This window comes from Streptomyces sp. CB01881, assembly GCF_002953255.1.
In the GTDB taxonomy this organism is placed as follows: domain Bacteria; phylum Actinomycetota; class Actinomycetes; order Streptomycetales; family Streptomycetaceae; genus Kitasatospora.
The window spans coordinates 9,044,625-9,065,072 of the sequence record NZ_CP026498.1 but is presented as its reverse complement, the minus strand read 5'-3'; the positions used below and the strand labels follow the sequence as shown (position 1 = coordinate 9,065,072).

Annotated in this window: 21 protein-coding genes; 10 read left to right on the top strand and 11 right to left on the bottom strand. The window is 73.7% G+C overall.

Going from position 1 to position 20,448, the window contains the following annotated elements; translation table 11 throughout:
• Positions 1 to 143: 143 nt before the first annotated feature.
• Positions 144 to 977 carry a TIGR03084 family metal-binding protein gene (locus C2142_RS29710; protein WP_148645784.1) on the top strand — a complete coding sequence of 278 codons (834 nt, stop codon included), beginning with the start codon at positions 144 to 146 and terminating at the stop codon, positions 975 to 977.
• A 121-nt stretch (positions 978 to 1,098) separates the two neighbouring features.
• Here the strand turns inward: C2142_RS29710 and C2142_RS29705 are convergent, their stop codons facing one another.
• Positions 1,099 to 1,998 carry an alpha/beta fold hydrolase gene (locus C2142_RS29705; protein ID WP_241002854.1) on the bottom strand — a complete coding sequence of 300 codons (900 nt, stop codon included), beginning with the start codon at positions 1,996 to 1,998 and terminating at the stop codon, positions 1,099 to 1,101.
• A gap of 73 nt (positions 1,999 to 2,071) precedes the next feature.
• Between C2142_RS29705 and C2142_RS29700 the strand changes: the two genes are divergently transcribed.
• Complete coding sequence (locus C2142_RS29700) at positions 2,072 to 2,725, top strand: TetR/AcrR family transcriptional regulator (protein WP_148645783.1); 654 nt, start codon at positions 2,072 to 2,074, stop codon at positions 2,723 to 2,725.
• A gap of 205 nt (positions 2,726 to 2,930) precedes the next feature.
• Here the strand turns inward: C2142_RS29700 and C2142_RS29695 are convergent, their stop codons facing one another.
• A complete protein-coding gene (locus C2142_RS29695; protein WP_162002571.1) occupies positions 2,931 to 3,629 on the bottom strand; it encodes a DUF4232 domain-containing protein in 699 nt (232 codons plus the stop codon).
• A 40-nt stretch (positions 3,630 to 3,669) separates the two neighbouring features.
• A complete protein-coding gene (locus tag C2142_RS29690; RefSeq protein ID WP_148645781.1) occupies positions 3,670 to 3,936 on the bottom strand; it encodes a hypothetical protein in 267 nt (88 codons plus the stop codon).
• Between the two features lie 29 nt (positions 3,937 to 3,965).
• Between C2142_RS29690 and C2142_RS29685 the strand changes: the two genes are divergently transcribed.
• Entirely contained in the window at positions 3,966 to 5,015 is a 1,050-nt protein-coding gene (locus tag C2142_RS29685; RefSeq protein WP_148645780.1) for a M4 family metallopeptidase, read from the top strand.
• Between the two features lie 607 nt (positions 5,016 to 5,622).
• Here the strand turns inward: C2142_RS29685 and C2142_RS29680 are convergent.
• From C2142_RS29680 to C2142_RS29665, 4 genes are all read right to left on the bottom strand, one after another.
• Positions 5,623 to 6,903 carry a hypothetical protein gene (locus C2142_RS29680; protein WP_148645779.1) on the bottom strand — a complete coding sequence of 427 codons (1,281 nt, stop codon included), beginning with the start codon at positions 6,901 to 6,903 and terminating at the stop codon, positions 5,623 to 5,625.
• 209 nt (positions 6,904 to 7,112) lie between these two features.
• Positions 7,113 to 7,787 carry a formylglycine-generating enzyme family protein gene (locus C2142_RS29675; protein WP_206671036.1) on the bottom strand — a complete coding sequence of 225 codons (675 nt, stop codon included), beginning with the start codon at positions 7,785 to 7,787 and terminating at the stop codon, positions 7,113 to 7,115.
• Between the two features lie 95 nt (positions 7,788 to 7,882).
• Complete coding sequence (locus C2142_RS29670) at positions 7,883 to 8,785, bottom strand: ABC transporter permease subunit (RefSeq protein ID WP_174315768.1); 903 nt, start codon at positions 8,783 to 8,785, stop codon at positions 7,883 to 7,885.
• Positions 8,782 to 9,702, bottom strand: a complete 921-nt coding sequence (locus C2142_RS29665; protein ID WP_148645778.1) for an ABC transporter ATP-binding protein — start codon at positions 9,700 to 9,702, stop codon at positions 8,782 to 8,784. The genes C2142_RS29670 and C2142_RS29665 overlap by 4 nt, the downstream gene beginning before the upstream one ends.
• A 260-nt stretch (positions 9,703 to 9,962) precedes the next feature.
• Here C2142_RS29665 and C2142_RS29660 point away from each other — a divergent pair, with 260 nt between their 5' ends.
• From C2142_RS29660 to C2142_RS29640, 5 genes are all read left to right on the top strand, one after another.
• Positions 9,963 to 11,222 carry a sensor histidine kinase gene (locus C2142_RS29660; protein ID WP_241002853.1) on the top strand — a complete coding sequence of 420 codons (1,260 nt, stop codon included), beginning with the start codon at positions 9,963 to 9,965 and terminating at the stop codon, positions 11,220 to 11,222.
• Entirely contained in the window at positions 11,219 to 11,884 is a 666-nt protein-coding gene (locus tag C2142_RS29655) for a response regulator transcription factor (protein ID WP_148645777.1), read from the top strand. Before C2142_RS29660 ends, C2142_RS29655 begins: the two co-directional genes overlap by 4 nt.
• A 136-nt stretch (positions 11,885 to 12,020) precedes the next feature.
• A complete protein-coding gene (locus tag C2142_RS29650) occupies positions 12,021 to 12,473 on the top strand; it encodes a DUF2199 domain-containing protein (RefSeq protein WP_241003295.1) in 453 nt (150 codons plus the stop codon).
• A gap of 299 nt (positions 12,474 to 12,772) precedes the next feature.
• The gene (locus tag C2142_RS29645; RefSeq protein WP_162002570.1) at positions 12,773 to 13,939 is read left to right on the top strand and encodes an SUKH-4 family immunity protein; all 1,167 of its coding nucleotides are present in this window, start codon (positions 12,773 to 12,775) and stop codon (positions 13,937 to 13,939) included.
• Between the two features lie 663 nt (positions 13,940 to 14,602).
• The gene (locus tag C2142_RS29640; RefSeq protein WP_148645774.1) at positions 14,603 to 15,511 is read left to right on the top strand and encodes an oxygenase MpaB family protein; all 909 of its coding nucleotides are present in this window, start codon (positions 14,603 to 14,605) and stop codon (positions 15,509 to 15,511) included.
• Here the strand turns inward: C2142_RS29640 and C2142_RS41725 are convergent.
• Positions 15,412 to 15,786, bottom strand: a complete 375-nt coding sequence (locus C2142_RS41725) for a helix-turn-helix transcriptional regulator (protein ID WP_277347347.1) — start codon at positions 15,784 to 15,786, stop codon at positions 15,412 to 15,414. The two genes, C2142_RS29640 and C2142_RS41725, sit on opposite strands and share 100 nt — an antisense overlap.
• A gap of 324 nt (positions 15,787 to 16,110) precedes the next feature.
• Here C2142_RS41725 and C2142_RS42040 point away from each other — a divergent pair, with 324 nt between their 5' ends.
• Positions 16,111 to 16,503: an NAD(P)H-dependent oxidoreductase gene (locus C2142_RS42040; protein WP_346766400.1), complete on the top strand. Its 393-nt coding sequence runs from the start codon at positions 16,111 to 16,113 to the stop codon at positions 16,501 to 16,503.
• On the opposite strand, the gene C2142_RS29625 is transcribed toward C2142_RS42040, so the two are convergent.
• Genes C2142_RS29625 through C2142_RS29615 form a run of 3 tightly spaced genes read right to left on the bottom strand, consistent with a single transcriptional unit; the run spans position 16,476 to position 19,282 of the window.
• On the bottom strand, positions 16,476 to 16,889 hold the full coding sequence (locus C2142_RS29625; protein ID WP_148645773.1) for an SgcJ/EcaC family oxidoreductase: 414 nt from the start codon (positions 16,887 to 16,889) through the stop codon (positions 16,476 to 16,478). The genes C2142_RS42040 and C2142_RS29625 overlap by 28 nt on opposite strands.
• A gap of 18 nt (positions 16,890 to 16,907) precedes the next feature.
• Positions 16,908 to 18,269: an MFS transporter gene (locus C2142_RS29620; RefSeq protein ID WP_148645772.1), complete on the bottom strand. Its 1,362-nt coding sequence runs from the start codon at positions 18,267 to 18,269 to the stop codon at positions 16,908 to 16,910.
• Positions 18,266 to 19,282, bottom strand: a complete 1,017-nt coding sequence (locus tag C2142_RS29615; RefSeq protein WP_206671035.1) for a DMT family transporter — start codon at positions 19,280 to 19,282, stop codon at positions 18,266 to 18,268. Before C2142_RS29615 ends, C2142_RS29620 begins: the two co-directional genes overlap by 4 nt.
• Positions 19,283 to 19,407: 125 nt before the next feature.
• Here C2142_RS29615 and C2142_RS29610 point away from each other — a divergent pair, with 125 nt between their 5' ends.
• Positions 19,408 to 20,301, top strand: a complete 894-nt coding sequence (locus C2142_RS29610) for a LysR family transcriptional regulator (RefSeq protein ID WP_148646006.1) — start codon at positions 19,408 to 19,410, stop codon at positions 20,299 to 20,301.
• Positions 20,302 to 20,448: the final 147 nt, after the last annotated feature.

Genomic DNA, 20,448 nt, shown 5'->3' with positions numbered 1-20,448 from the left:
CGCGGTGCGGCCGGTGGCGAGGGTTGCGACATGCGTGTTCGGTGGAGTGGCCGGTGACGGCGGCGGGTGCGGCGTAGGGTGCGGACCTGGGTTACCGGCGAGTCACTACGGATGCGATCACTACGGATGCGAGAGGTTTGCCCATGACGACGGAACCGAAGGAGCCGCGCCCCGCGGACGTGCTGACCGGCCTCCTCGACGACCTGCGGGCCGAGAGCGCGGAACTGGACGGCCTGGTGGCCGCCTTGGAGCCGGAGGCCTGGGCCTGCGACACCCCGGCCCAGGGGTGGACGATCGCGCACCAGATCGCCCACCTCGCCTGGACGGACGAGTGGAGCGAGCTCTCCGCGCGCGACCCGGAGGGCTTCGCCGCGGAGGCCGGCCGGGTCTTCGGCGAACTGCGGTCGGAGGGCCTGGACCCGGTGGACGAGGGCGCGGCGCGGGGTGCGGCCGAGGATCCGGCGGCGCTGCTGGCCCGCTGGCGGGCGGGACGGGAGAAGCTGCTGACCGCACTGGCCGCAGTGCCCGGCGACGTCCGGCTGCCGTGGTTCGGGCCCCCGATGAAGGCTCCCTCGATGGCCACCGCGCGGCTGATGGAGACCTGGGCGCACGGGCAGGACGTCGCGGACGCGCTCGGCGCGGTCCGCGAGCCGACCGCGCGGTTGCGGCACATCGCGCACCTGGGGGTGCGGACCATGGGGTTCGCCTTCTCCCTGCACGGCCTCCCGGCCCCGCAGACCCCGGTCCGGGTGGAACTGACCGCCCCGAACGGCGAGTTGTGGTCGTGGGGCCCGGCGGACGCGGCGGACCGGGTGACCGGGCGCGCGCTGGACTTCTGCCTGCTGGTCACCCAGCGCCGGCACCGGGACGACCTGGCCCTGGCCGCCACCGGCGCGACGGCGGCGGCCTGGCTGCCGATCGCCCAGGTCTTCGCGGGCGCACCCGGGAAGGGGCGGCAGGCGGGGTCCGCGGGATAGGGCCTGCCGCCGCCAGGCACGCGGGAGTCCGGCCACGGCCCCCGGCCCGCCGGGGCACCCGGGGACACCCGGGGGGCGGCCACGACGCGCTCGGACGCGGGCGCGTCGTGGCCGCCCCCGGTCAGCTCCGCGCCGCCCGCCCGCAGGAGGCGATGAACTGCAGCAGGCGTTCGTTGACCAGGTCGGGGCGTTCCAGGTTGAGGCCGTGGCCGGCTCGTTGCACGATCTCGGCCCGGACTCCCGGAACCAGCGCGGTGACCCTCCTCAGCGCCTGGTGCGGCCGGAGCAGGGCACTGCGGCTGCCCAGCAGGGCGAGGACGGGCAGCCGGATGGAGCCCAGCTCCTCGTCGGTGAACGGCCGGGCCGCGGGGCGGGTGTTCGGCTTGTAGGTCCGCATGGCCAGCATCAGCGGCGCGATCATCCGGGGCGGCGAGCTGAGCGCGGGGTTGGCGAGCAGCCGTCCCAGCGCGGGGCGCAGGCGCCGCGGGGCGAGCATGCCGAACAGGCCGCCGATCATGTGCGCGTAGAACCGCGCGGGGACCTTCTCGATCCCGCCGGGGTCCAGCGACGCGACCGACGCGAGGCGCTCGGGTGCGTGGACGGCCTGGTTCAGGGCCAGCCAGCCGCCGTAGGAGAGGCCGACCAGGTGGATCCGTTCCAGCCCGAGACCGGAGAAGACCTCGCCGAGCCAGGCCGCGTTCTCCCGGGAGTCGGCCGCGACGACGCGCTGGACGCTGCGGCCGGGGTCGTCCAGCGTGTCGATCGCGTAGACCGGGTGGTTCTCGCCCAGGGCGGCGATCTGCGGGTACCAGTTGGACGCGTGTCCGGCATGACCGTGCAGCAGCACGACCGGTTCGCCGGTCCGGGGTCCGTAGTGGTGGACGTGGACGGTGCCGTAGGTGGTTTCGACGTCGAGTTCCCGGCGGGGGCCCGGCCACAGCCCCATCGCATGGTCGTATGCCTTGAGGAACTTCGCCCGGGCCTCCTCGCTGACGAAGTGTCCGATGCTCGTCCTGGTCATGTCCCCTCCCGGTGCACGAAACAGCAGCACTTGATGGTATGTTTGTACCATAAAAAGTTTTGAAGGGAACCCGATGCCGAAGCTGGTGGATCACGAGGAGCGGCGGGCCCACATCATCGACGCACTGCTCCGCGCGGCGGCGAGCGGCGGCCTGCACGCCGTCACCATGCGGTCCGTCGCGATCGAGGCGGGCGTCTCGGTGCGGCTCGTGCAGTACTACTTCGACACCAAGGAGCAGCTGCTGCTCGCGGCACTCGCCCGCCTGGCAGTCCGCATGGGCGAGCGGGTCCGCGACCGCACGAGGCCGACCGGCCCCTCGGCAGCCCCGCGGGACGTCATCGAGGCGATCCTGCTCGAAGCCGTCCCGACCGACGAGGAGAGCCGGACCTTCCACCTCGTCTACACCGAGTACGCGGTGCTCTCCGTCACCGACCCCGCACTCGCCGGCCAGTCGTTCCTCGCGGCACCCAACGAGATGGAGGACTTCCTGGTCGGCCTGCTGGCCGCCGCCCAGCAGGCCGGGGACGCCGATCCGCGCATGGACGCCCGCCAGGAGGCCGTCGTCCTCCTTGCGGTCTCCGCCGGCCTCGGCCTGAGCGTCCTGCTCGGCCAGCGGACGGCGGACGACGCGACCGCGGTCCTGCACTACCACCTCGGCCGGCTCTTCCCCGACCCCGGAGCAGCCGACGCACCCCGCCCGGCCGGTTCGACGCACACGGCGGATTGATCGTCAAAGACCACCGCCAGAAAGCCAAACCACTCTTTCCGGCGATAGGCGGAGTTCGTTGGCGAATGATGGAATTCCCCCATGATCCGCCTCGGCGACCTGCGGATCGCCGAGCCGGACGACACCCCGCCTTCCGGGCCCGGCACCCCGTCCCATCAGAAGCCCCGGCGCGGCGCAGGCACCCCCCACGACTGCGTCGCGCCGGTCACCCGGTCTGAGGGGCCGCGGGCCGCGGAGGGGCGGTGGCCGGGCGGTCGGGGTCCGACTTCGTCCAGGCGGAGAGGCCCAGCCTGCCGGTGGTGCCCAGGTCGAGCTCGGCGGGGACGGTGAGTCGGGGGCGGCCGGGGAGCGGGGCGACGTCGAGGAAGCGGCCGTTGTCGGCCGGCCGGGTGCCGGAGGTGACGGTGTTGCGCCAGGCCAGGGAGAAGCTCGCGGACTCCCCCGGCTGGAGCGTCACCGGCTTCGGCGCCGCGTCGAAGGTGTCCAGGGTGGCGATGCCCGCCGAACCGCGCCGGACCTCGATGTCCAGCGGCGCCCGCTCCGCGTCGAGCACGCGCACGCCCGGGTGGCCGTTCAGGGTGTACGGCCTGGTCCCGCAGTTGGTCAGGCGGATCCCCATCACCCGCAGGCCCATCGCGGCGTTCGCCTCCTCCGCGGCCAGCGACACGCCCTCGGGCGAACAGACCATGGTGGGAGTGGGAGTGGGAGTGACCGTCGCGGTGACCAGCGGCTCGGGCGTCACCGGCCCCGGCGCCCCTCCGCCCGCCCCGGTCACGCTCGTACTGCCGCACCCGGCCACCAGGGCGGCCCCCGCACAGAGCAGGCCAACGCGCAGGCCCGCCCGCAGGCCCATCCTGGCGAGCAGCGGCGTCCGGCGGATTCCGGTCGGCGTCGTCGAGTCCACGGGGGCGATCATTGCACGAACGGACGCGGCGGCCCGGGCTCTACGGCTGCCCGAGCAGGCCGAGGGCGTCGACCGCCGCCGGGGAGAGCATCGACTCCGTCAGGCCGGAGAGCGGCATCCACCGGGCACCCGAGGTCGACCCGCCGACCTCGGTGACGACCGGCCGGCCGGGCTTGAGCTCGACGTGGTAGAGCAGCCCCACCAGGTGCCAGTGCACGCCGAGCCGGTGGGCCGAGTAGCTCCGCGCGTCCACCAGCCGGGCGCTGCGGAGTTCGAGGCCGGTCACCTTGGCCGCGTCGAGCGACAAGGCCGTCACCCTGTGTCAGATTGCTGCGCATGGAGACCACCGCCCCGTTCTGCACGATCGTCCCGCCGCACATCCTCGACAGGCTCGCCCAGTCCGAGGACCCGGCCGTGTACGAGCCCGCCCGGCGCACACTCGAACACGACGCCCTCCTGCGTACCCAGCGCCGGATCACGTCGGTTCGGGGGTCGGATGCCCCTGTCGGCACCCCTTCCGACACGCCACGGCGCACTGTCTACGACGCCCGGAATCAGGACGCGATTCCCGGTACGAAGGTGCACTCGGAGAATGACCGGCCTTCCGAGGACCCGGCGGTCAACCGCGCGCACGCCGGGCTCGGTGCGACCTTCGACTTCTACCTCAAGGCGTACGGCCGCCGGTCGATCGACGACTCCGGGCTGCCGCTCGACGCCACCGTCCACTACGACGACCAGTACGGCAACGCGTTCTGGAACGGTCGGCAGATGGTCTTCGGTGACGGCCTCGGGGACCTCCTGCTCGACCTCACCGTTCCACTGGACGTCATCGCCCACGAACTCACCCACGGCGTCATCCAGTTCACCGCCAACCTGGAGTACTTCGGACAGTCCGGCGCGCTCAACGAGTCGATCTCGGACGTCCTCGGCTCGCTGACCAAGCAGTACGCGCTCGGCCAGTCCGCCGACGAGGCGGACTGGCTCATCGGCACCGGCCTGCTCGGCCCGACCGTCCAGGGCCAGGCGCTGCGCTCCCTCAAGGCCCCGGGCACGGCCTACGACGATGATCAGATCGGCAAGGACCCCCAGCCGGCCACCATGGACGACTACGTCAGGACCAGCCGGGACAACGGCGGCGTGCACATCAACTCCGGCATCCCCAACCACGCCTTCTACCTGCTGGCGACCAGCCTCGGTGGCAACGCCTGGGAACGGGCCGGAAGGATCTGGTACGCCACCCTGACCGGGGGCGAGCTCGCCGCCGACGCCCAGTTCGCGGACTTCGCACGGCTGACGGCCGCAACCGCCCGCAGCCTGTACGGCGACGGCGACGAAGCCCAGGCCGTCCTCAAGGCGTGGTCGATGGTCGGCGTTCCCGCCGTCTAAGCAAGGGGAAGAGGGGGTCAGAGGGAGCGCGGGTGGCGATTCGCGCCCCTCCGACCCCGCGAGCAGGTCCATGCTCCGCAACCCGGCTGGAAGCTGCCGCTCTTCCACGTCGGGGGCAAGGCGAGACCGAACCGGGACCCGAGCATCGCCGGTGCGGCACGGTCCTCGTCCCCGGCACGCAGGCTCGCGGCCGGGGCACTGCACCGCGACGGCGGGGAGCACGCCCGCACCGCCGTCATGACGAGCCCGCTGCGCGACAGGTACGACCGGAATCCCGCGCCGGCCGAGGTCCTGCCGGCGACGGACGACGCCACCGTGATCCACGGTCGGTCCGGACCGAAACCGCCCGTCCACCGGGCAGCCCCTTCAGTTGAGGTGACGGACGCTCGGGCTCCGTGGGTTCACCGGGCGTCCCCGGCTCTCGCGTACCGGCTCTCGCGTCCCCGACACCGAACGGCGTTCCGTCGTCGGGGCTTTGGCTGCATGGGCGAGAAGTCGTACGCTACGAGATCGCCCGCTCGAAGCGGACCACGGCCACGGAGCAGCGGACCCGTCCAACCCGTCGGGCCCGGGCAGGCGGCTTCACCACGGGCCAGGACGCGGCCGGTCACGCGGTCGCGCAGTCCAGGACCCGGCCGTCGGCCGTGCCGACGAGCAGGCGGCCGGGGCCGGTGACGGTGAGCGCCGTCGGGACGGCGGGGACACCGGCGACGGCCAGCCGGTGGCGCCAGCGCAGCGTGCCGTCGTGGAGGTCGAGGGCCACGAGCTCGCCGTTGCGGTAGGCGAGGTAGGCGGTGTCCGGTTCGATGTCGAGGTCGGTGGCGACGTGGTCGGTCCGGAAGACCCAGCGCGGCGCGCCGTCGGTGGCCGCGCGGCGGACGACGAACGAGCCGCCGGGCTGCAGCCCGCGGCCGTCGTAGACGGTGCCGGCGTGCACCAGATCGCCGTCGTCGGTCTCCACGCCCGGGCCGGGGAAGTGCGTCTCCCCGGGCTCCCAGGAGAACGGGAACAGGGGCTGGACGCCCTTCCCCTCGGGAGACCGCACCGAGAGCCAGTGCCGCTTCGACTTCCGGCCGGCCCCGGGGGCCTGGTTGACGTAGTCCCGGCTGCCGTAACGGATCCGCAGGCGCTCGCGCCGGTCGACGTAGGCCGTGGTCCGGTGCTGGATCAGCAGGCCGTCGGCGAGGGCGGTGCACACGGGCGGCTCCGGGTCGCCCTCCTCCCGGTCGAGGGTGGCCAGGACCGCGCCGTCCAGCAGCTCCTCGACGGCGAGGACGTGCCGCCGGGGCTCCCAGTCCGGGCCCAGCGCGGAGAGCACCCGGTGGGCCGCGTCCTCGCCGTCGGTGCGCGGGGCCGGCACCCGGGGGCCGGCCAGGTCGGCGCCGGTGAGCGAACGGGGTGCGACGGCGCCCCAGTCAGGGCGCCGCACGACGGCTGCGTGGCCCTCGACGTGCGCCTTCCGGTCCTTCCAGTCGTCGGGCGGTGCCATCAGCACGCGCAGGGCCTGCTCGTCGAGCCAGGTCAGTCCGAGCACCTGGCGGCCGAAGTCGTGCTCGATGAGGGAGGTGGTGGCGCCCGTTTCCCAGTCGAGCAGGAACAGCTCCCCCTCGAAGAAGTAGCCGCCGTCGTACTCCCCGGTGCCGACGGCGAGCAGGGGCGCCGTGGGGTGGAAGGCCAGCGCGTGGACCGGGAAGCGCGTCCGGAGCACGGCCCGGCAGCCGAGGTCCCCCGTGCCGTACACCCCCGTCGTCGCCACCCCGGCGAACCCGGGCTCGTCCGCGACGGCGAGCAGGCCGCGCCCCTCGTCGGACACGGCGAGGACAGGCTGACCGACCTCGGCGAACGGGCGGTCGCCGAGGACGTGGAGGACGCGGAACGGGGACGTCATGCCGGAGATCCTCCCAGCCGGCGGCGGCGGGCCCCTACGCGGGCCCGGCCGAGGGACGGCTCGGCTCCGACGGCAGCGCCCGGGTCACCACCCTCACCGCACTGAACCGCACCGACCTGCACCGACCTGCACCGACCTGCACCGACCCATCCTGAACCCGCACCGACCTGCGCTGAACCGCCTGACCTGCCCTGAGCCGCCCTGAGGCCTCAGGAGGTGAGGGAGCGGGCGATGCGGAAGCCGACGTCGTCGACGCGGTAGGTGGGGTGGCTGCGGCGGCGGGCGGAGGCGCGGCAGCTCCAGTGCTCGTCGAACCAGCCGCCGCCGCGCAGGACCCGGTAGCTGCCGTAGACCTCGGCGTCGTAGACGTCCCAGCACCAGTTCCAGACGTTGCCGAGCATGTCGTGGAAGCCCCAGGGGTTGGGCTGCTTGCCGCCCACCTCGTGGATCCGCTCGTCCGAGTTGCCGCGGTACCAGGCGATCTCGTCCAGCGGGCCGTAGTGCGGTCCGGTGGTGCCGGCGCGGCAGGCGTGCTCCCACTCGGCCTCGGTGGGCAGCCGGTACCCGTCGGCGTCCTGGTCCCACGTGACGGTCTCGGCCTCGGGGTCGGGGTGGTAGGCGGGGGTGAGGCCGTCGCGGTGGGAGAGGGTGTTGCAGAAGCGGACCGCGTCCCACCAGGAGACGCTCTCGACGGGCAGGCGGTCCCCCTCGGCGGTGCCCGGCCGGTCGCCGGTCACCTCCGCGTACAACGCCTGGGTGACCGGGAACGCCGCGAGCCGGTAGGGCGCGAGATCCACCGGCCAGCTGCGCTGGGTCCGCCGGTCGGACAGTGTCACCCGGCCCGACGGAACAGTGATCATCAGGTTTTCCGCATTGGCGTCCATGGGCTGTCGATCCTAGGGCAACCCGCGGCTTTGATCACACGTCAGCACGTCTCACGCCGCCTCGGACGTCACACCTCCGCAGACGTCACGCTGCCTCAGACGTCACGGCGCCGTACGACGGCCAGCGAGAGGACGACGGCGGCCAGCGGCCAGACCGCCAGCACTGTCCAGGAGCCGGAGACGGTGGGGTAGTCGAAGCCGCTGCCGGGCGGCGGTGACCAGTGCTCGACCAGGCGCTTCCAGGCGGAGGACACCATCAGGTGGTTGACGTCGGCGGACCAGCGCACGGAGGTCGAGAAGAACACCGGCAGCATCAGCAGCACGAAGCCGGTGGTGACCGTGGCCGCCGCGGCGTGCCGGACCAGGACGCCGAAGCACAGTCCGACCAGCGCGCAGACCGGGGCCACCAGCGCGGACACCACCACGGCGCGCAGGACACCGGGGTGGCTGAACGGGACGCCGGCCTGATGCACGTTCAGGATCGCCTGGGAGACGGTGAACGAGCCGATCGAGGTCACCGTGCCGGCCACGGTCCAGACCGCGGTGACGACCGCCGCCTTCGCCAGTACCACCTCGCGGCGCGCGGGCACCGCCACCATGGTGGTGCGGATCAGCCCGCTGCTGTACTCGTTGACGACGCTGAACGCGCCGAGGCTGCCGGCGACGAGCATCAGCGTCAGGTAGCCGGGCACCGGATAGGCGTCGAACACCAGGAAGCCCTCGTTGGGGCGGGCCGCCATCTCGACCCCCGCGAGGTTGGCGGACTCCGCCAGCGCCGCCGCCGCGGAGGAGCCGACGACGAACAGGACGGCGAAGGCAAAAATCCACGGGGTGGAGCGCAGCGAGCGCAGCTTGATCCACTCGGCGGCGAACACGTCGCCGAAGCGCGCGGGCGGCTCGGCAGTCCGGCCGGCGGAGGGGGAGGAAGGGGAAGAGGAAGAGGAGGAAGGGGTGGGGGCCGGGGAGGCGCCGGCGGGCTCGGGGGCGAGTGCGGTCATCGGGTCCGTCCTGCCTGGTAGTCGACGCGGTCTGCGGTCAGTTCCATGAACGCCTCCTCCAACGAGGCGCTTCGGGTGGCGAGTTCGGTCAGCACGATGCGGTGCTCGGCGGCGAGTGCGCCGATCCGGCCGGCCGCCGCCCCGGTCACGACGAGCCGTTCGGCCCCGGCCGAGCCCTCCGGTTCGACCGAGGCGCCGGCCGCGGTCAGCAGCACGGTCAGTTCGGCGGCCTGCGGGGTGCCGACCACCACGGTGAGCCGGGTGCTGCGGGCGGCGAAGGCCCGGACCGGCTCGGCGGCGACCAGCCGGCCCTGCCCGATGACGACGAGCTGGTCGGCGGTCTGCTCCATCTCCGCCATCAGGTGGCTGGAGAGGAACACCGTGCGGCCCTCCGCGGCCAGCCGGCGGAACAGCCGGCGGACCCAGAGCACGCCCTCCGGGTCCATGCCGTTGACGGGCTCGTCGAACACCAGCACCGGCGGGTCCCCGAGCAGGGCGGTGGCGATGCCGAGCCGCTGCTTCATGCCGAGCGAGAATCCGCCGATCCGGCGGCGCGCCGCCTCGGCCAGGCCCACCTCCGCCAGCACCTCGGCCACCCGGCTCCGCGCGATGCCGTTGCTGCGGGCCAGCGCCGCCAGATGGGCCTCGGCGGTCCGCCCGCCGTGGACGTGCCCCGCGTCCAGCAGGGCCCCGACGTGCCGCAGTCCGCGCCGGTGGCTGCGGAACGGGACGCCCCCGACGGTGGCCGTGCCGGCGGTGGGCGCGTCCAGGCCGAGGATCAGTCGCAGGGTGGTGGTCTTGCCGGCGCCGTTGGGCCCGAGGAACCCGGTGACCTGCCCGGCCCGGACGGTGAACGACAGGTGGTCCACGGCGGTCCTGCCGCCGTACGTCTTGGTGAGTTCGTTGACTTCGATCACGGCACCGACTCTTCCGGTCGGACCCCGCACCGGGCATCAGGCCGAGGGCGACAGTTGCACGGGCCGCTTCGCCCTGGGGCGTACGCCCGGGGGCCAATGTCCGGCGGGCGGCCGACGGCTAGTCTCGCGGCATGACGAGCGGGGCGGGCAGAGCAGGCGGAACAGGCGGAACGAGCCGGGCGGGCGAGGCGAGCGGGGGGACCGAAGCGGGCGGGGGGACCGAAGCGGGTGCGGCCACCGGAGCCGGCACGTCCACCGAGGTGGCACGGGGCCACCGGCTCGCGGCCTGGGTCGGCGGGGCGTGCTACCCCGTCGTGGTGCTGCTGCTGATGACCGGCGCGCCGCGGGCCAACAGCGACCTGCACGCCCTCGGGGGGCTGCTCGCCGGCGGCCTGCTCCTCGGCCTGCTGCGCCGCCGTCCGCTGACGGCCCTGGCACTGACCCTGTTCGGCGCGCTGAGCGTGGTGGTGCTGAGCCGGGGCCAGAGCGCGATGACGTTCCTGCCGTTCCTGACGGTGGACCTCGTACTGGGCCTGGTGGTCGCCACCCGGTCGCAACGCACCTCGACCGCCGCCGTCGCGGTGGCGTTCGTGCTGCAGTTCCTCGCCGTCGGCCTGTTCACCCGCCCCGACAACATGGTGGGCGTCGCCCTGATCGTCCTCCTGGCGCTGGTCACCTGCTGCGTGGTCGGCCTGCTGCTCCGCGAGCGCCGCGAGCACGCGGTCGCCCTGCGCTCGCAGGAGATCGCCGAGGCGGTGACCGCGGAACGGCTGCGGATCGCCCGCGAGTTGCACGACATGGTCGCGCACAGCATCGGGATCATCGCCATCCAGGCCGGGGTGGGCAGCCGGGTCATCGAGACGCAGCCGGCCGAGGCGCGCGAGGCGCTGCGGGCGATCGAGTCCACCAGCCGGGAGACCCTGGCGGGCCTCCGGCGCACACTGGTGGCGCTCCGTCAGGCCGATCCGGACACCGGCACGGGCTCGGCTCCGCTCGCTCCGACGCCGGGGCTCGCGGACGTCGAGCGGCTGGTGGCGGCGACCGCGGACGCAGGGGTCCGGGTCGAGGTGCAGTGGGCCGGCGAGCGGCGTCGGCTGCCGGCCGACATCGACCTGTCCGCCTACCGTATCGTGCAGGAGGCGGTGACCAACGTGGTCCGCCATGCGGGCACCGGGAACTGCCGGGTGGCCATCGACTACGGGGTGGAGGAGTTGTCGGTGGAGGTCCTCGACGACGGGCGTGGGACGCCGAGTCCGGCGGGGTCCGGTTTCGGCATCACCGGCATGCGCGAGCGCGTCAGCCTGCTGCACGGCCGGTTCAGCGCCGGCCCGCGTCCGGAGGGCGGGTTCCGGGTGGCGGCGCGGCTGCCACTCCCCCAGACGGTGTCGCGGGCGGTGTCGCAGCCGGCACCGCAGGCGGGTGCGCAACCGGTCCCCCCGGCGGTGTCGCAGCCGGCACCCCGAGCGGGTTCGCGGCCGGCTCCGCAGGCGCCCGGGACCGGGCGGGCGGGCGTCCGATGAGCATCCGCGTCGTCCTGGTCGACGACCAGCCACTGGTCCGCTCCGGCCTGCGCGTGATCATGGCCGACCACCCCGACCTGGAGGTCGTCGGCGAGGCCGGGTCGGGCGCCGAGGCGGTCCGGCTGGCCCAGGAGGTCGACCCGGACGTGGTGGTGATGGACATCCGGATGCCCGGCATGGACGGCATCGAGGCCACCCGCCTGATCACCGCCGCCTCCGGCTCCACCCGCGTCCTGGTCCTGACCACCTTCGACGAGGACGAGTACGTCCACGGCGCGCTGCGGGCGGGCGCCAGCGGCTTCGCGGTCAAGGACATGGCGGTGGACGACATCCTGGCGGCGGTCCGCGTGGTCGCCGCCGGGGACGCCCTGATCGCACCGGGCGTCACCCGGCGCCTGATCGCCGACTTCCTCGACCGCCCCGCGCCCGGCAGCGCCCCCGCGCCGTCCCGGACGATCGAGGGCATCACCGAACGCGAGCGGGAGGTCCTCACCCTGGTCGGCCGGGGCCGCTCGAACACCGAGATCGCCGACGAGCTGTTCATCTCCGTCGCCACCGCCAAGTCCCATGTGGCACGACTGCTCAGCAAATTGGACGCGCGCGACCGCGTCCAGCTGGTGATCATCGCCTACGAAGCGGGGCTGGCCACCACGACGCGGTGACCGGCCGCGGCCACGGCCACGGCCGAGCATCACCCCAGGTCAGAGCGGTGCAGCATCAGCCGTTAAGCTCCCGCCCATGGCTGACGTCCCCGGTTTCACCTGTTCCTGCTGTGGCGAGTACCACGCGGAGCCGCCCATGGGCTTCTCCGCCGCGGCACCCCACGTCTGGAAGGAGAAGTACGGGAAGCGGCGCGACAGCATGCTTTCCGAGGACCAGTGCGTGGTCAAGGGACGGCACTTCTTCGTCAAGGGCCTGATCGAGATACCGGTGCTCGGCACCACCGACGTCTTCTCATGGGGTGTCTGGGTCTCCCTCAGCGAGCCGAACTTCGCCCGCGCGACCGAGCTGTGGACCACCCCCGGCCGGGAGAGCGAGCCGCCCTACTTCGGCTGGCTGACCACCGACCTCCTCGTCTACTCCCCCGGCACGCTCAACCTCAAGACCCACGTCCACACCCGCCCGGTCGGCGAGCGCCCCGCCGTCGAGCTGGAGCCCACCGACCACCCGCTCGCCGTCGAACAGCGCACCGGCATCACCCCGGAGCGGGTCCGCGAGATCGTCGAGGCCGTCCTCCACCCGTCGGCCTGAGCGACACGGCTCCGGAGAGGCCGCGAGCGGCACGGCTCACGGGCGGGCGTGAGCGGCACGGCTCACGGGCCCGGCCTTTCGGCCGGCCCGGCTGTCCGACCGCCCTGCCAGGATCACCTGCCATGAACCCCGCACACCCGCTCGACGGCGTCGACGCGCACCCCTGAGCCGACACCTCGCACGCCTACGGCAGCGCCGAGGACCTGCCCGACCTGTTGCGGGCGCTCGCCGTTGGCCACACGGCAGCGTTTAGGGTCGGGTTCTGGACGTGGTCGGTGTGAGTCGGGGTGAGGAGTGACGTGGTGCTGGAAGCCGAGCTGCCGGCGGGGCTGACGCATGCGGGGAGCCGGGAGTTCCTGGTGACGGAGGGGCTGCCGGAGCGGGCGGCGCTGCTGGACTTCCGGCGGCTGGCCGCGGGCCCGCCGAAGGTGCTCACCGCCGGGCAGGGTGGTGAAGTCCTGGGCGACGGGCGGTTGTTCGTCCTCGGGGAGACGGATTACTGCGGCAGCCTGGTGGTGCTCGACGGGGTGGGCGGAGAGGTCCGGCTCGTCGAGCAGGAGGGCGAGACGCTCCGCCACGACCTGCTCGCGACCGACCTGCCCGCGCTCGCCGGGCTGATACGGGAGACCGAGGCCGTGGCCCTGGCCGCCGCGGACCGGGAGGCGGGCGACGGGCAGCGGGGTGCGCGGATCGCGTCCACCGTCGCCGCGTTGAGCGGGAAGCGGATGCGGGCGATCGACCCGCGACTGTTCGCCGGAGGCGGGGAGCGGCCTCCGGCGCACTGGGGCACCGCGGTGCTGGTCGCCTCGCTGGCCTGGGGCGCCCGGCCGGGCGCCGGCACGGACGGCCTCGCCTTCGAGTTCGGGCCGGACCTGGTCGAGGATCTCGCGGCGCTGACCGACGACGACGGGAAGGTGCGTCGTTACCGGCCCGAGGAACTGCCGGCGGGTCTGGTCCACGAGCCGACCAGGCGGCTGCTCACCGAGGTGGGGCTGCCGCTCGGCGGGGAGATGTTCGGGGTGTCGGAGGACGAGCCGCTGGTCACCATCGAGCAGGCGCACCCCGCGGCCTACGAGGACGCGGAGGCCGGGGTCGACCGCGACTACCAGCGGGGCTTCCTCGCGATCGGCTGGTGGCCGCACGACCTGCTGATCGCGCTCGACGGCGTCACCGGCCGGCTGGAACTGCCGGACTGGTACGAGGACGGCGAGCCCGCGACCTACCTCAACCGGGACCTCTCGGCGCTGCTGTACGCGCTCTGGACGTACGAGAGGCTGCGCGCCGAGTGGCAGCGCTGGGAGGGCTGGGACGGGCAGGCCGAGTGGGAGGTGTTCGACCCGCACGCGCTGCTGCTCAGCGTGGTCGACGCTCGGGTGAAGGCGGTCGACCCCGAGGCGTTCGCGACGCCCGCGCACTCCTGGCGGATGCTCGCCGAGGACCCGTACACGGGTGGGCTGCTGGCCTGAGCCACCGGCCCCGCCACCAGGCTCGCCCCCCGGGAAGGGCCGCCGATGAGCGGCCGTGTCGGGCAGGGTGCGGACGCGGGCGGCGAGCGGGAGGGCGAGTTGGCCGGTACCGCAGCCGAGGTCGAGGGCGACGGCGTCCTCCAACGGGAAGACGGACTGCAGGGCGTCGAGGACCTCCGTCGGGTACCCGCGGCGGAACTCGGCGTAGTAGGCGGCCACTTCGCCGGAGAAGTCCTGGGTGGACCGGTCCGGCCGGGGTGCTGCGGGTGTCGTGGCGGCGGTGGGAGTCGCGGGCGCTGCGGGAGTGGTGGGAGTCGTGGGTGTCGTCATGTTCGGCAGGCTCCTCCGCAGCCGGCCGGCCCTGAGCCCTGATCGCTGCCGGCGGAAGCGCGGGCGGGTGCGGTGCCTCAGCCTGCGCGCCGCCCGACGGCCGGACACTCGGCGGTCCGTCGCCCTGGAGGGGCGTCGCCTTCGTGGACCGAGGCGAACTCGATCCGGCGGTTGCTCGGCCGATCGCGCCCGGGAGCTGACCGCTGCGCCTTGAGAACGACCACGAGCGTGCCCTCGACCCAGCTGAGCCGGGTGTTCAGGTGCCGGATCCACCGGCCGCCCCGTCGGCCGGAGCACGTTGACCCGCCCCTGACCGGCCCCTAAGGTCTGCCTGTGCAGCGATACGACTGGCTGAAGAAAATTCAGCGCATGGACCCGGAGACCGAGTTCACCGAGATCTACCGGATCAGCAGCTGGTACGAGTTCCCCTGGGACACCACCCAGTCGCTCAGCTTCGCGCTCTACCGCACCTACGCCGTGCCCAGCATCGGCCGGCTGCTCGCGCAGACCGGCGAGTTCACCCGGCGCGCGCAGAAGCGCTACGACGACACCGTGCTGATCCTGGAGGCCGTCGTCGAGCACGGTTTCGCCTCCGAGCAGGGGCGGGAGGCGATCCGGCGGATGAACCAGATGCACCGCCGGTACGACATCTCCAACGAGGACTTCGTGTACGTGCTCGCCACGTTCGTCGTGGTCCCCAAGCGCTGGCTGGACGACTACGGCTGGCGGCCGTACTCGCCGCACGAGGTCCGGGCCACCACCAACTACTACCGGGAGCTGGGCCGCCACATGGGCCTGAGCGGCATCCCGGAGACGTACGAGGAGTTCGAGCGGCTGCTGGACGACTACGAGCGCGCCCACTTCGGCTACGACCAGGGCGGCCGCGACGTCTCGGACGCCACCCTCGGGCTGATGGCCTCCTGGTACCCGACCCCGGCGCGCCCGTCCATGCGCACCTCCTCCCTCTGCCTCCTCGACGACCCGCTGCGCGAGGCCTTCGGCTACCCGGCGCCGCCGGCCGCCCTGCGGCACGCCGTCCGGACCGGCATGTGGCTGCGCGGCCGCCTCGTCCGTCTCCTCCCGCCCCGCCGCAAGCCGCACCTGGCCCGCGACGGCCGCCAGGTCCGCGGCTACCCCGCCGGCTACCGGGTCGGTGAGCTGGGCACCTTCGAGGAGGGGTCCGGGCCCTCCGGCGGCTGCCCGTTCCCGCACACCGGGGGCCCGGCGGCCGCGGGGAACTGAACGCCCCGCAGGACCGGAAGGGGTCCCGGGCCGAACGCCCTCAGGCCTGCTCCCGCCCGGCGGTGGACCGCGGCCGAGGCGTTGGGGCTCTGCCCCTGTTCGAGCCGCGTGTAGTACCTGGCGCTCACTCCGGCCGGCTGCGCCAGCTCCTCCCGGCGCAGCCCGGGGACGCGCCGCTGCCCGCCGCACGTGGGCAGGCCGACGTCCTCCGGCCGCAGGCGGGCGCGCCTGGACCGGAGGAAGTCGCCGAGTTCCTGGCGGGGGGGGTCATGGATTCCCGGGGTGCCATGGGTCCCAGTGTCGCCGTCCCGGTGCGGCGCCGCCTGCACCTGCCGGGTGTAGTCACGGCAGGTGCCTGGTTGGCCCGGTCCCGGCCGACGGAGGCTGGCCGGCATGAACTCCGTCACCGCCGAAGAACGCACCCTCGTCGTGCTCGCCCATCCCGCCCTGGCCGCCTCGCGCGTCAACGCCGCACTGGCACGGGCCGCCCGGACCGTCCCCGGCGTGACCGTCCACGACCTGTACGGCGCCTACCCCGACGCCCGCCCCGCATCGACGTCGAGCACGAGCAGAAGCCGCTGTCGGCCCACGAGCACGTGGTGCTCCAGTTCCCGTTCCACTGGTACTCGGCGCCGCCGCTGCTGAAGCAGTGGCTCGACGAAGTCCTGGCGCACGGCTTCGCGTACGGTTCGGGCGCGGTCCTGCACGGCACCTCCCTGCGGGTCGCCACCACCGTGGGCGGCGCGGCCGACGTCTACCGCCCCGAGGGCACCAACCGCTTCACCGTCGCCGAGCTCCTCGCCCCCTTCGACGCCACCGCCCACCTCACCCGCATGCCCTACCGCCCCCCGTTCGTCGTCCACGACACGCGCAGGCTCACCGACCGGGACTCGCCGGGCACGCCGACCGCTACCGGGCCCTCCTCGCGGCGGGCTGACTCCCCCCCCCTGCCCCCGATGCCTCCCTACTCCTCGGCCACCAGAGTGTTCTGATTGGCCGTCAGCAGCCAGCGGCCGTCCTCCTTGGCCATGACGTAGAGCGGGCTGCCCTCGGCACCGATCTGCGCGCCGTCCGCGCCCAGGTAGCGCTGGCGGACCTTCACCGCGGCGACGTCGGGGCGGACGAAGAGGATGTGCACCACCTCGTAGGAGGCGGTGTTGCCGCTGCCCGCGAAGGTGCCGGGGAGCACCGTCCGGGTGAACTCGGCGATCTCCTCGCGGCCGGTGAGGCGCTTGCCGTGGCCGGTGGTCCAGATCGCGTCCTCGCGGAAGAGCCCGATGAACTGCTCGGTGAGCTCGTTCACCTGGGCGTGCCCGACGGTGGCGACGACCTGCTTGATGGCCTCGATCTCGGCGGTGTTTCCCTGGTTCGTGTTCATGCTGTTCATGATTGATCTTCAAGTGCGCTTGAGGTCAAGAGCCTTCGGCGGGCCGGCCGGATCGTGGACACCCGTGCCCGCCTCCGCCTGGCCGGCCGGCTGGTCGGGGAGGCTGCGGCGGGTGCGGATCGGCGAGAGGAAGACGGGGAGGAAGGCCGAGGCGAGGAGGGCGCCGCCGAGCCAGAGGGCGGGGTGGAGGCCGACCAGCTCGCCGAGCACGCCGGCCAGGGCCGCGCCGACCGCCAGCGAACCGGTCAGCAGGAAGCGGAAGGTGGCGTTCATCCGGCCGAGCAGGGCGTCCGGGGTCATCCGCTGGCGAAGGGTCACGCCGAGGACGTTGTCCATCCCCGCCTTGAAGGACAGCACCAGCGAACCGAACCCGGCCACGAACAACCAGACGCCGGGACCGTTCAACGGGACCAGCAGCCCGGCCGGCGCCGCGCAGAGGCCCGCCAGGCCCAGCGCACGGCCGTAGCCGACCCGGGCCGCGACCGGACGGGCGCAGCGGGAGCCGAGCAGGATGCCGAGGCCGCCGACCGCCCAGTACAGGCCCAGCGCACCGGCCGGGAGGTGGAGCTCCCGGACGAACAGCACCGGCAGCAGGGTGTTGACGGTCTGGAAGCCGAGGTTGGTGACGGAGGCGGTGAGCGCCAGCGCCCGCAGTTCGGCGTTGCCGAGGACGTGGCGCAGGCCCTCCGCGATCTGCGCGCCCAGGCCGGGGGTACTGCCGCCGGGGGTACTGCCGCCGGGCCGACCGGCGTCCGGCCCGTCGCCGCGGACCGGGGGCGGTGCGGGCGCCGGCGTACGGCGCAGCGCGATCAGGCGCAGCGCCGAACCGAGATGGCTGGCGGCCGTCGCGGCGATGGCGACCGGGGCGGTGAGCAGTTGGACGAGCGCACCGCCCGCGCTGCGGCCGGCGATGCTCCCGACGGCCATCAGGCTCACCACGGCCGCGTTCGCCTGCACCAGGTGTCCCCGGCCGACCAGTTGCGGCAGCACGCTCTGCGAGGCGACGTCGAAGAAGACGGTCGCGCACCCGCTCAGCAGGGCGACGGCGTACAGCTGCCAGAGGGTGAGCCCGCCCAGCCACCAGGCGAGCGGCACGGACGCGTACAGGGCGGCCTTCACCAGGTCCGCGACGACGAGCACGCGACGGTGGCGCATCCGGTCCACCCAGGCCCCGGCGGGCAGGCCGATCAGCAGGAAGGCGAGGGTGCTCAGCGTGGCCAGCGCCCCGACCTGCCCGGCGCTCGCGTCGAGCGCCGTGACGGCGATGAGCGGGAGGGCGACGTAGCCGATGTTGGTGCCGAGCTGGGCGAGTGCGGTGGCGGTGAAGAGGGTGCGGAAGTCGCGTATCCGCCACGGTGTTTCGGGGCTCATGGTCCGTTCGTCCGGTCGCGGGCCGTGGGGGTGAGGATGGAGGTGAGGGTGGGGGTGCGGGTGGGGGTGGGGGTGGGAGTCGTCACGGCGGTGGGGACGGTGACCGTGGGGGGGACCGGCGCGGGTGCCGGGTTGGCGGGGCCGGCAGGTCGTTCACGGTGCTGCCGGGCCAGGAAGACCCCGGCCGGCACCACGATCATTCCCGCCACGGTCCGCACGCTCAACGCCTCGTCGAGGAACAGCGCGCCGAGCGCCGTCGAGACGACCGGCAGCAGGTAGCCGACGGTGGCAGCGCCGGTGGCGCCCTCGACGGCGATCAGCCGGTAGTTGAGGTGGAAGGTGAGCCCGGTGCAGAACACCCCGAGAACGGCCACGGCCACCAGCGCCCGGACGTTGAGCCCGGCCGTCGTGCCCTCGGCGGCGGGCAGCGCCAGCGTGCTGAGACCGGCCGCGGCACTGAGCTGCGCGGCGGAGAGGGCGAGCGGTCCGGTACCGGTGCCGGTGAGCACGCGCCCCATGTACGTGAAGGCGACGGCGTAGCCGGCCGCAGCGCCGAGCAGGGCCAGGACGCCCCAGCCGAACCCGCCGCCGTCCCCCGCCGGGTTCTCCTGCCAGGGCGAGAAGATCAGCAGCACGCCCGCGAAGCCGAGCAGCAGGCCCCCCAGGCGCAGCGGGTTCCGACGGCGCTCCGTGCCGGTGGCGAGGCCGATCAGCAGGGACCACAGCGGGGTCGTCGCGTTGAGCACCCCGGCCAGCCCCGAGCCGACCGTCTGCACGCCCTGCGCGGCCAGGAAGAACGGAAGCGTGTTGCAGAGGAAGGCCGCGACGACGAGGTGGCGCCAGATCGCGGCGCCGCGCGGCAGGCGCTGGCGGGCGGAACGGGCGAGGACCAGCAGTACCGCGGCTCCGAGGGCGGAGCGCAGCACGGTGATCTGCAAGGGGGACAGCCCGTGGCGCAGCGCGAGCTTGGTCCACAGGAAGCCCGAGCCCCAGAGCAGGGCAAGAACGGCCATCCGTACCACGGGACACCTGTCTCTCATCCGGTCCCCGGCCGGTTCCGGGGCGGTGCTACGAACGCTGCCCGCCCGGATGCGACAGGACAAGTGAAATGTTCTGCAGCACCTTTAAGCTGGACTACATGCTCGACGTGCGACGTCTCCAGGTGCTCCGTGCCGTGGTCAACGGCGGTTCGGTGAGCGCGGCCGCCACCGCCCTCGGCTACACCCCGTCCGCCATCAGCCAGCAGGTCGCGGTGCTGGAGAAGGAGACCGGGACGGCACTGCTCGAACGCGTCGGCCGCGGCGTCCGGCCGACCGCCGCCGGGCGGCTGCTGGCCGAGCACGCCGCCGTCATCGAACGACGGGTGGCCGAGGCGGGGGCCGCGCTCGCCGACCTGCTGGCCGGGCGAAGCGGCTCGCTGACGGTCCGCTACTTCGCCACCGCGGGAGCCTCCCTGGTCGCCCCCGCGGTCGCCGCCTTCCGCGCCGACCACCCGGGTGTCCGCCTCGACCTCGGCATGACCGACCCCGAGGACCCGTTGGACGAGGTCCTCCAGGGCCGGGCCGACCTCGCCGTGGTGGTCCAGCCCAGGGACCAGGACCATCCCGGTCTGCACCTCGTCCACCTGCTCGACGACCCGTACCGCGCGGTCCTGGGGAAGGGGCACCCGCTCACCGCGAAGCGCGTCCTCGACCTGGCCGACCTCGCCGGCGAACCCTGGGTCGGCAGCGAACGCCCCGGTGTCTGCCAGGACACCGTTCTGGACGCCTGCGCCACCGCCGGCTTCCGTCCCGACTTCGCGGTGGACAGCGAGGACTACCCGACCGCCCAGGGATTCGTCGCGGCCGGCCTCGGCGTCGCCCTGGTCCCCCTGCTGGGGCTCGCCGCCCGGCGCCACCCCGGTGTGACCGTACGGAGGCTGCGCGCCCCGGAGCCGGTCCGCTCCATCCACGCCGCCGTCCGGAGGACCGCCTGGGGCCGGCCGGCACTCACCCGCCTCGTGGCCGCACTCCAGGCGACGGCCCGGGCCTGAGGCCGTCGGGGGGCGGCCGCCCTCGAACGGCCCGCCGTGGCACGCTCGGCGGACGAAGGGGACGGAGGTCAACCGGGACGGCGGGCGGCCAGGCGGCGAACGACCGGACAGCGGATGACCGGATGCTCGCGCGCGTCGTGCAGATCT

Coding starts and splice junctions, on each gene's coding strand:
- C2142_RS29710 (WP_148645784.1), top strand. CDS start 144: ATGACGACGGAACCGAAGGAGCCGCGCCCCGCGGACGTGCTGACCGGC.
- C2142_RS29705 (WP_241002854.1), bottom strand. CDS start 1,998: ATGACCAGGACGAGCATCGGACACTTCGTCAGCGAGGAGGCCCGGGCG.
- C2142_RS29700 (WP_148645783.1), top strand. CDS start 2,072: ATGCCGAAGCTGGTGGATCACGAGGAGCGGCGGGCCCACATCATCGAC.
- C2142_RS29685 (WP_148645780.1), top strand. CDS start 3,966: ATGGAGACCACCGCCCCGTTCTGCACGATCGTCCCGCCGCACATCCTC.
- C2142_RS29680 (WP_148645779.1), bottom strand. CDS start 6,903: ATGACGTCCCCGTTCCGCGTCCTCCACGTCCTCGGCGACCGCCCGTTC.
- C2142_RS29675 (WP_206671036.1), bottom strand. CDS start 7,787: ATGGACGCCAATGCGGAAAACCTGATGATCACTGTTCCGTCGGGCCGG.
- C2142_RS29670 (WP_174315768.1), bottom strand. CDS start 8,785: ATGACCGCACTCGCCCCCGAGCCCGCCGGCGCCTCCCCGGCCCCCACC.
- C2142_RS29655 (WP_148645777.1), top strand. CDS start 11,219: ATGAGCATCCGCGTCGTCCTGGTCGACGACCAGCCACTGGTCCGCTCC.
- C2142_RS29650 (WP_241003295.1), top strand. CDS start 12,021: ATGGGCTTCTCCGCCGCGGCACCCCACGTCTGGAAGGAGAAGTACGGG.
- C2142_RS29625 (WP_148645773.1), bottom strand. CDS start 16,889: ATGAACACGAACCAGGGAAACACCGCCGAGATCGAGGCCATCAAGCAG.
- C2142_RS29620 (WP_148645772.1), bottom strand. CDS start 18,269: ATGAGCCCCGAAACACCGTGGCGGATACGCGACTTCCGCACCCTCTTC.
- C2142_RS29615 (WP_206671035.1), bottom strand. CDS start 19,282: ATGGCCGTTCTTGCCCTGCTCTGGGGCTCGGGCTTCCTGTGGACCAAG.
- C2142_RS29610 (WP_148646006.1), top strand. CDS start 19,408: ATGCTCGACGTGCGACGTCTCCAGGTGCTCCGTGCCGTGGTCAACGGC.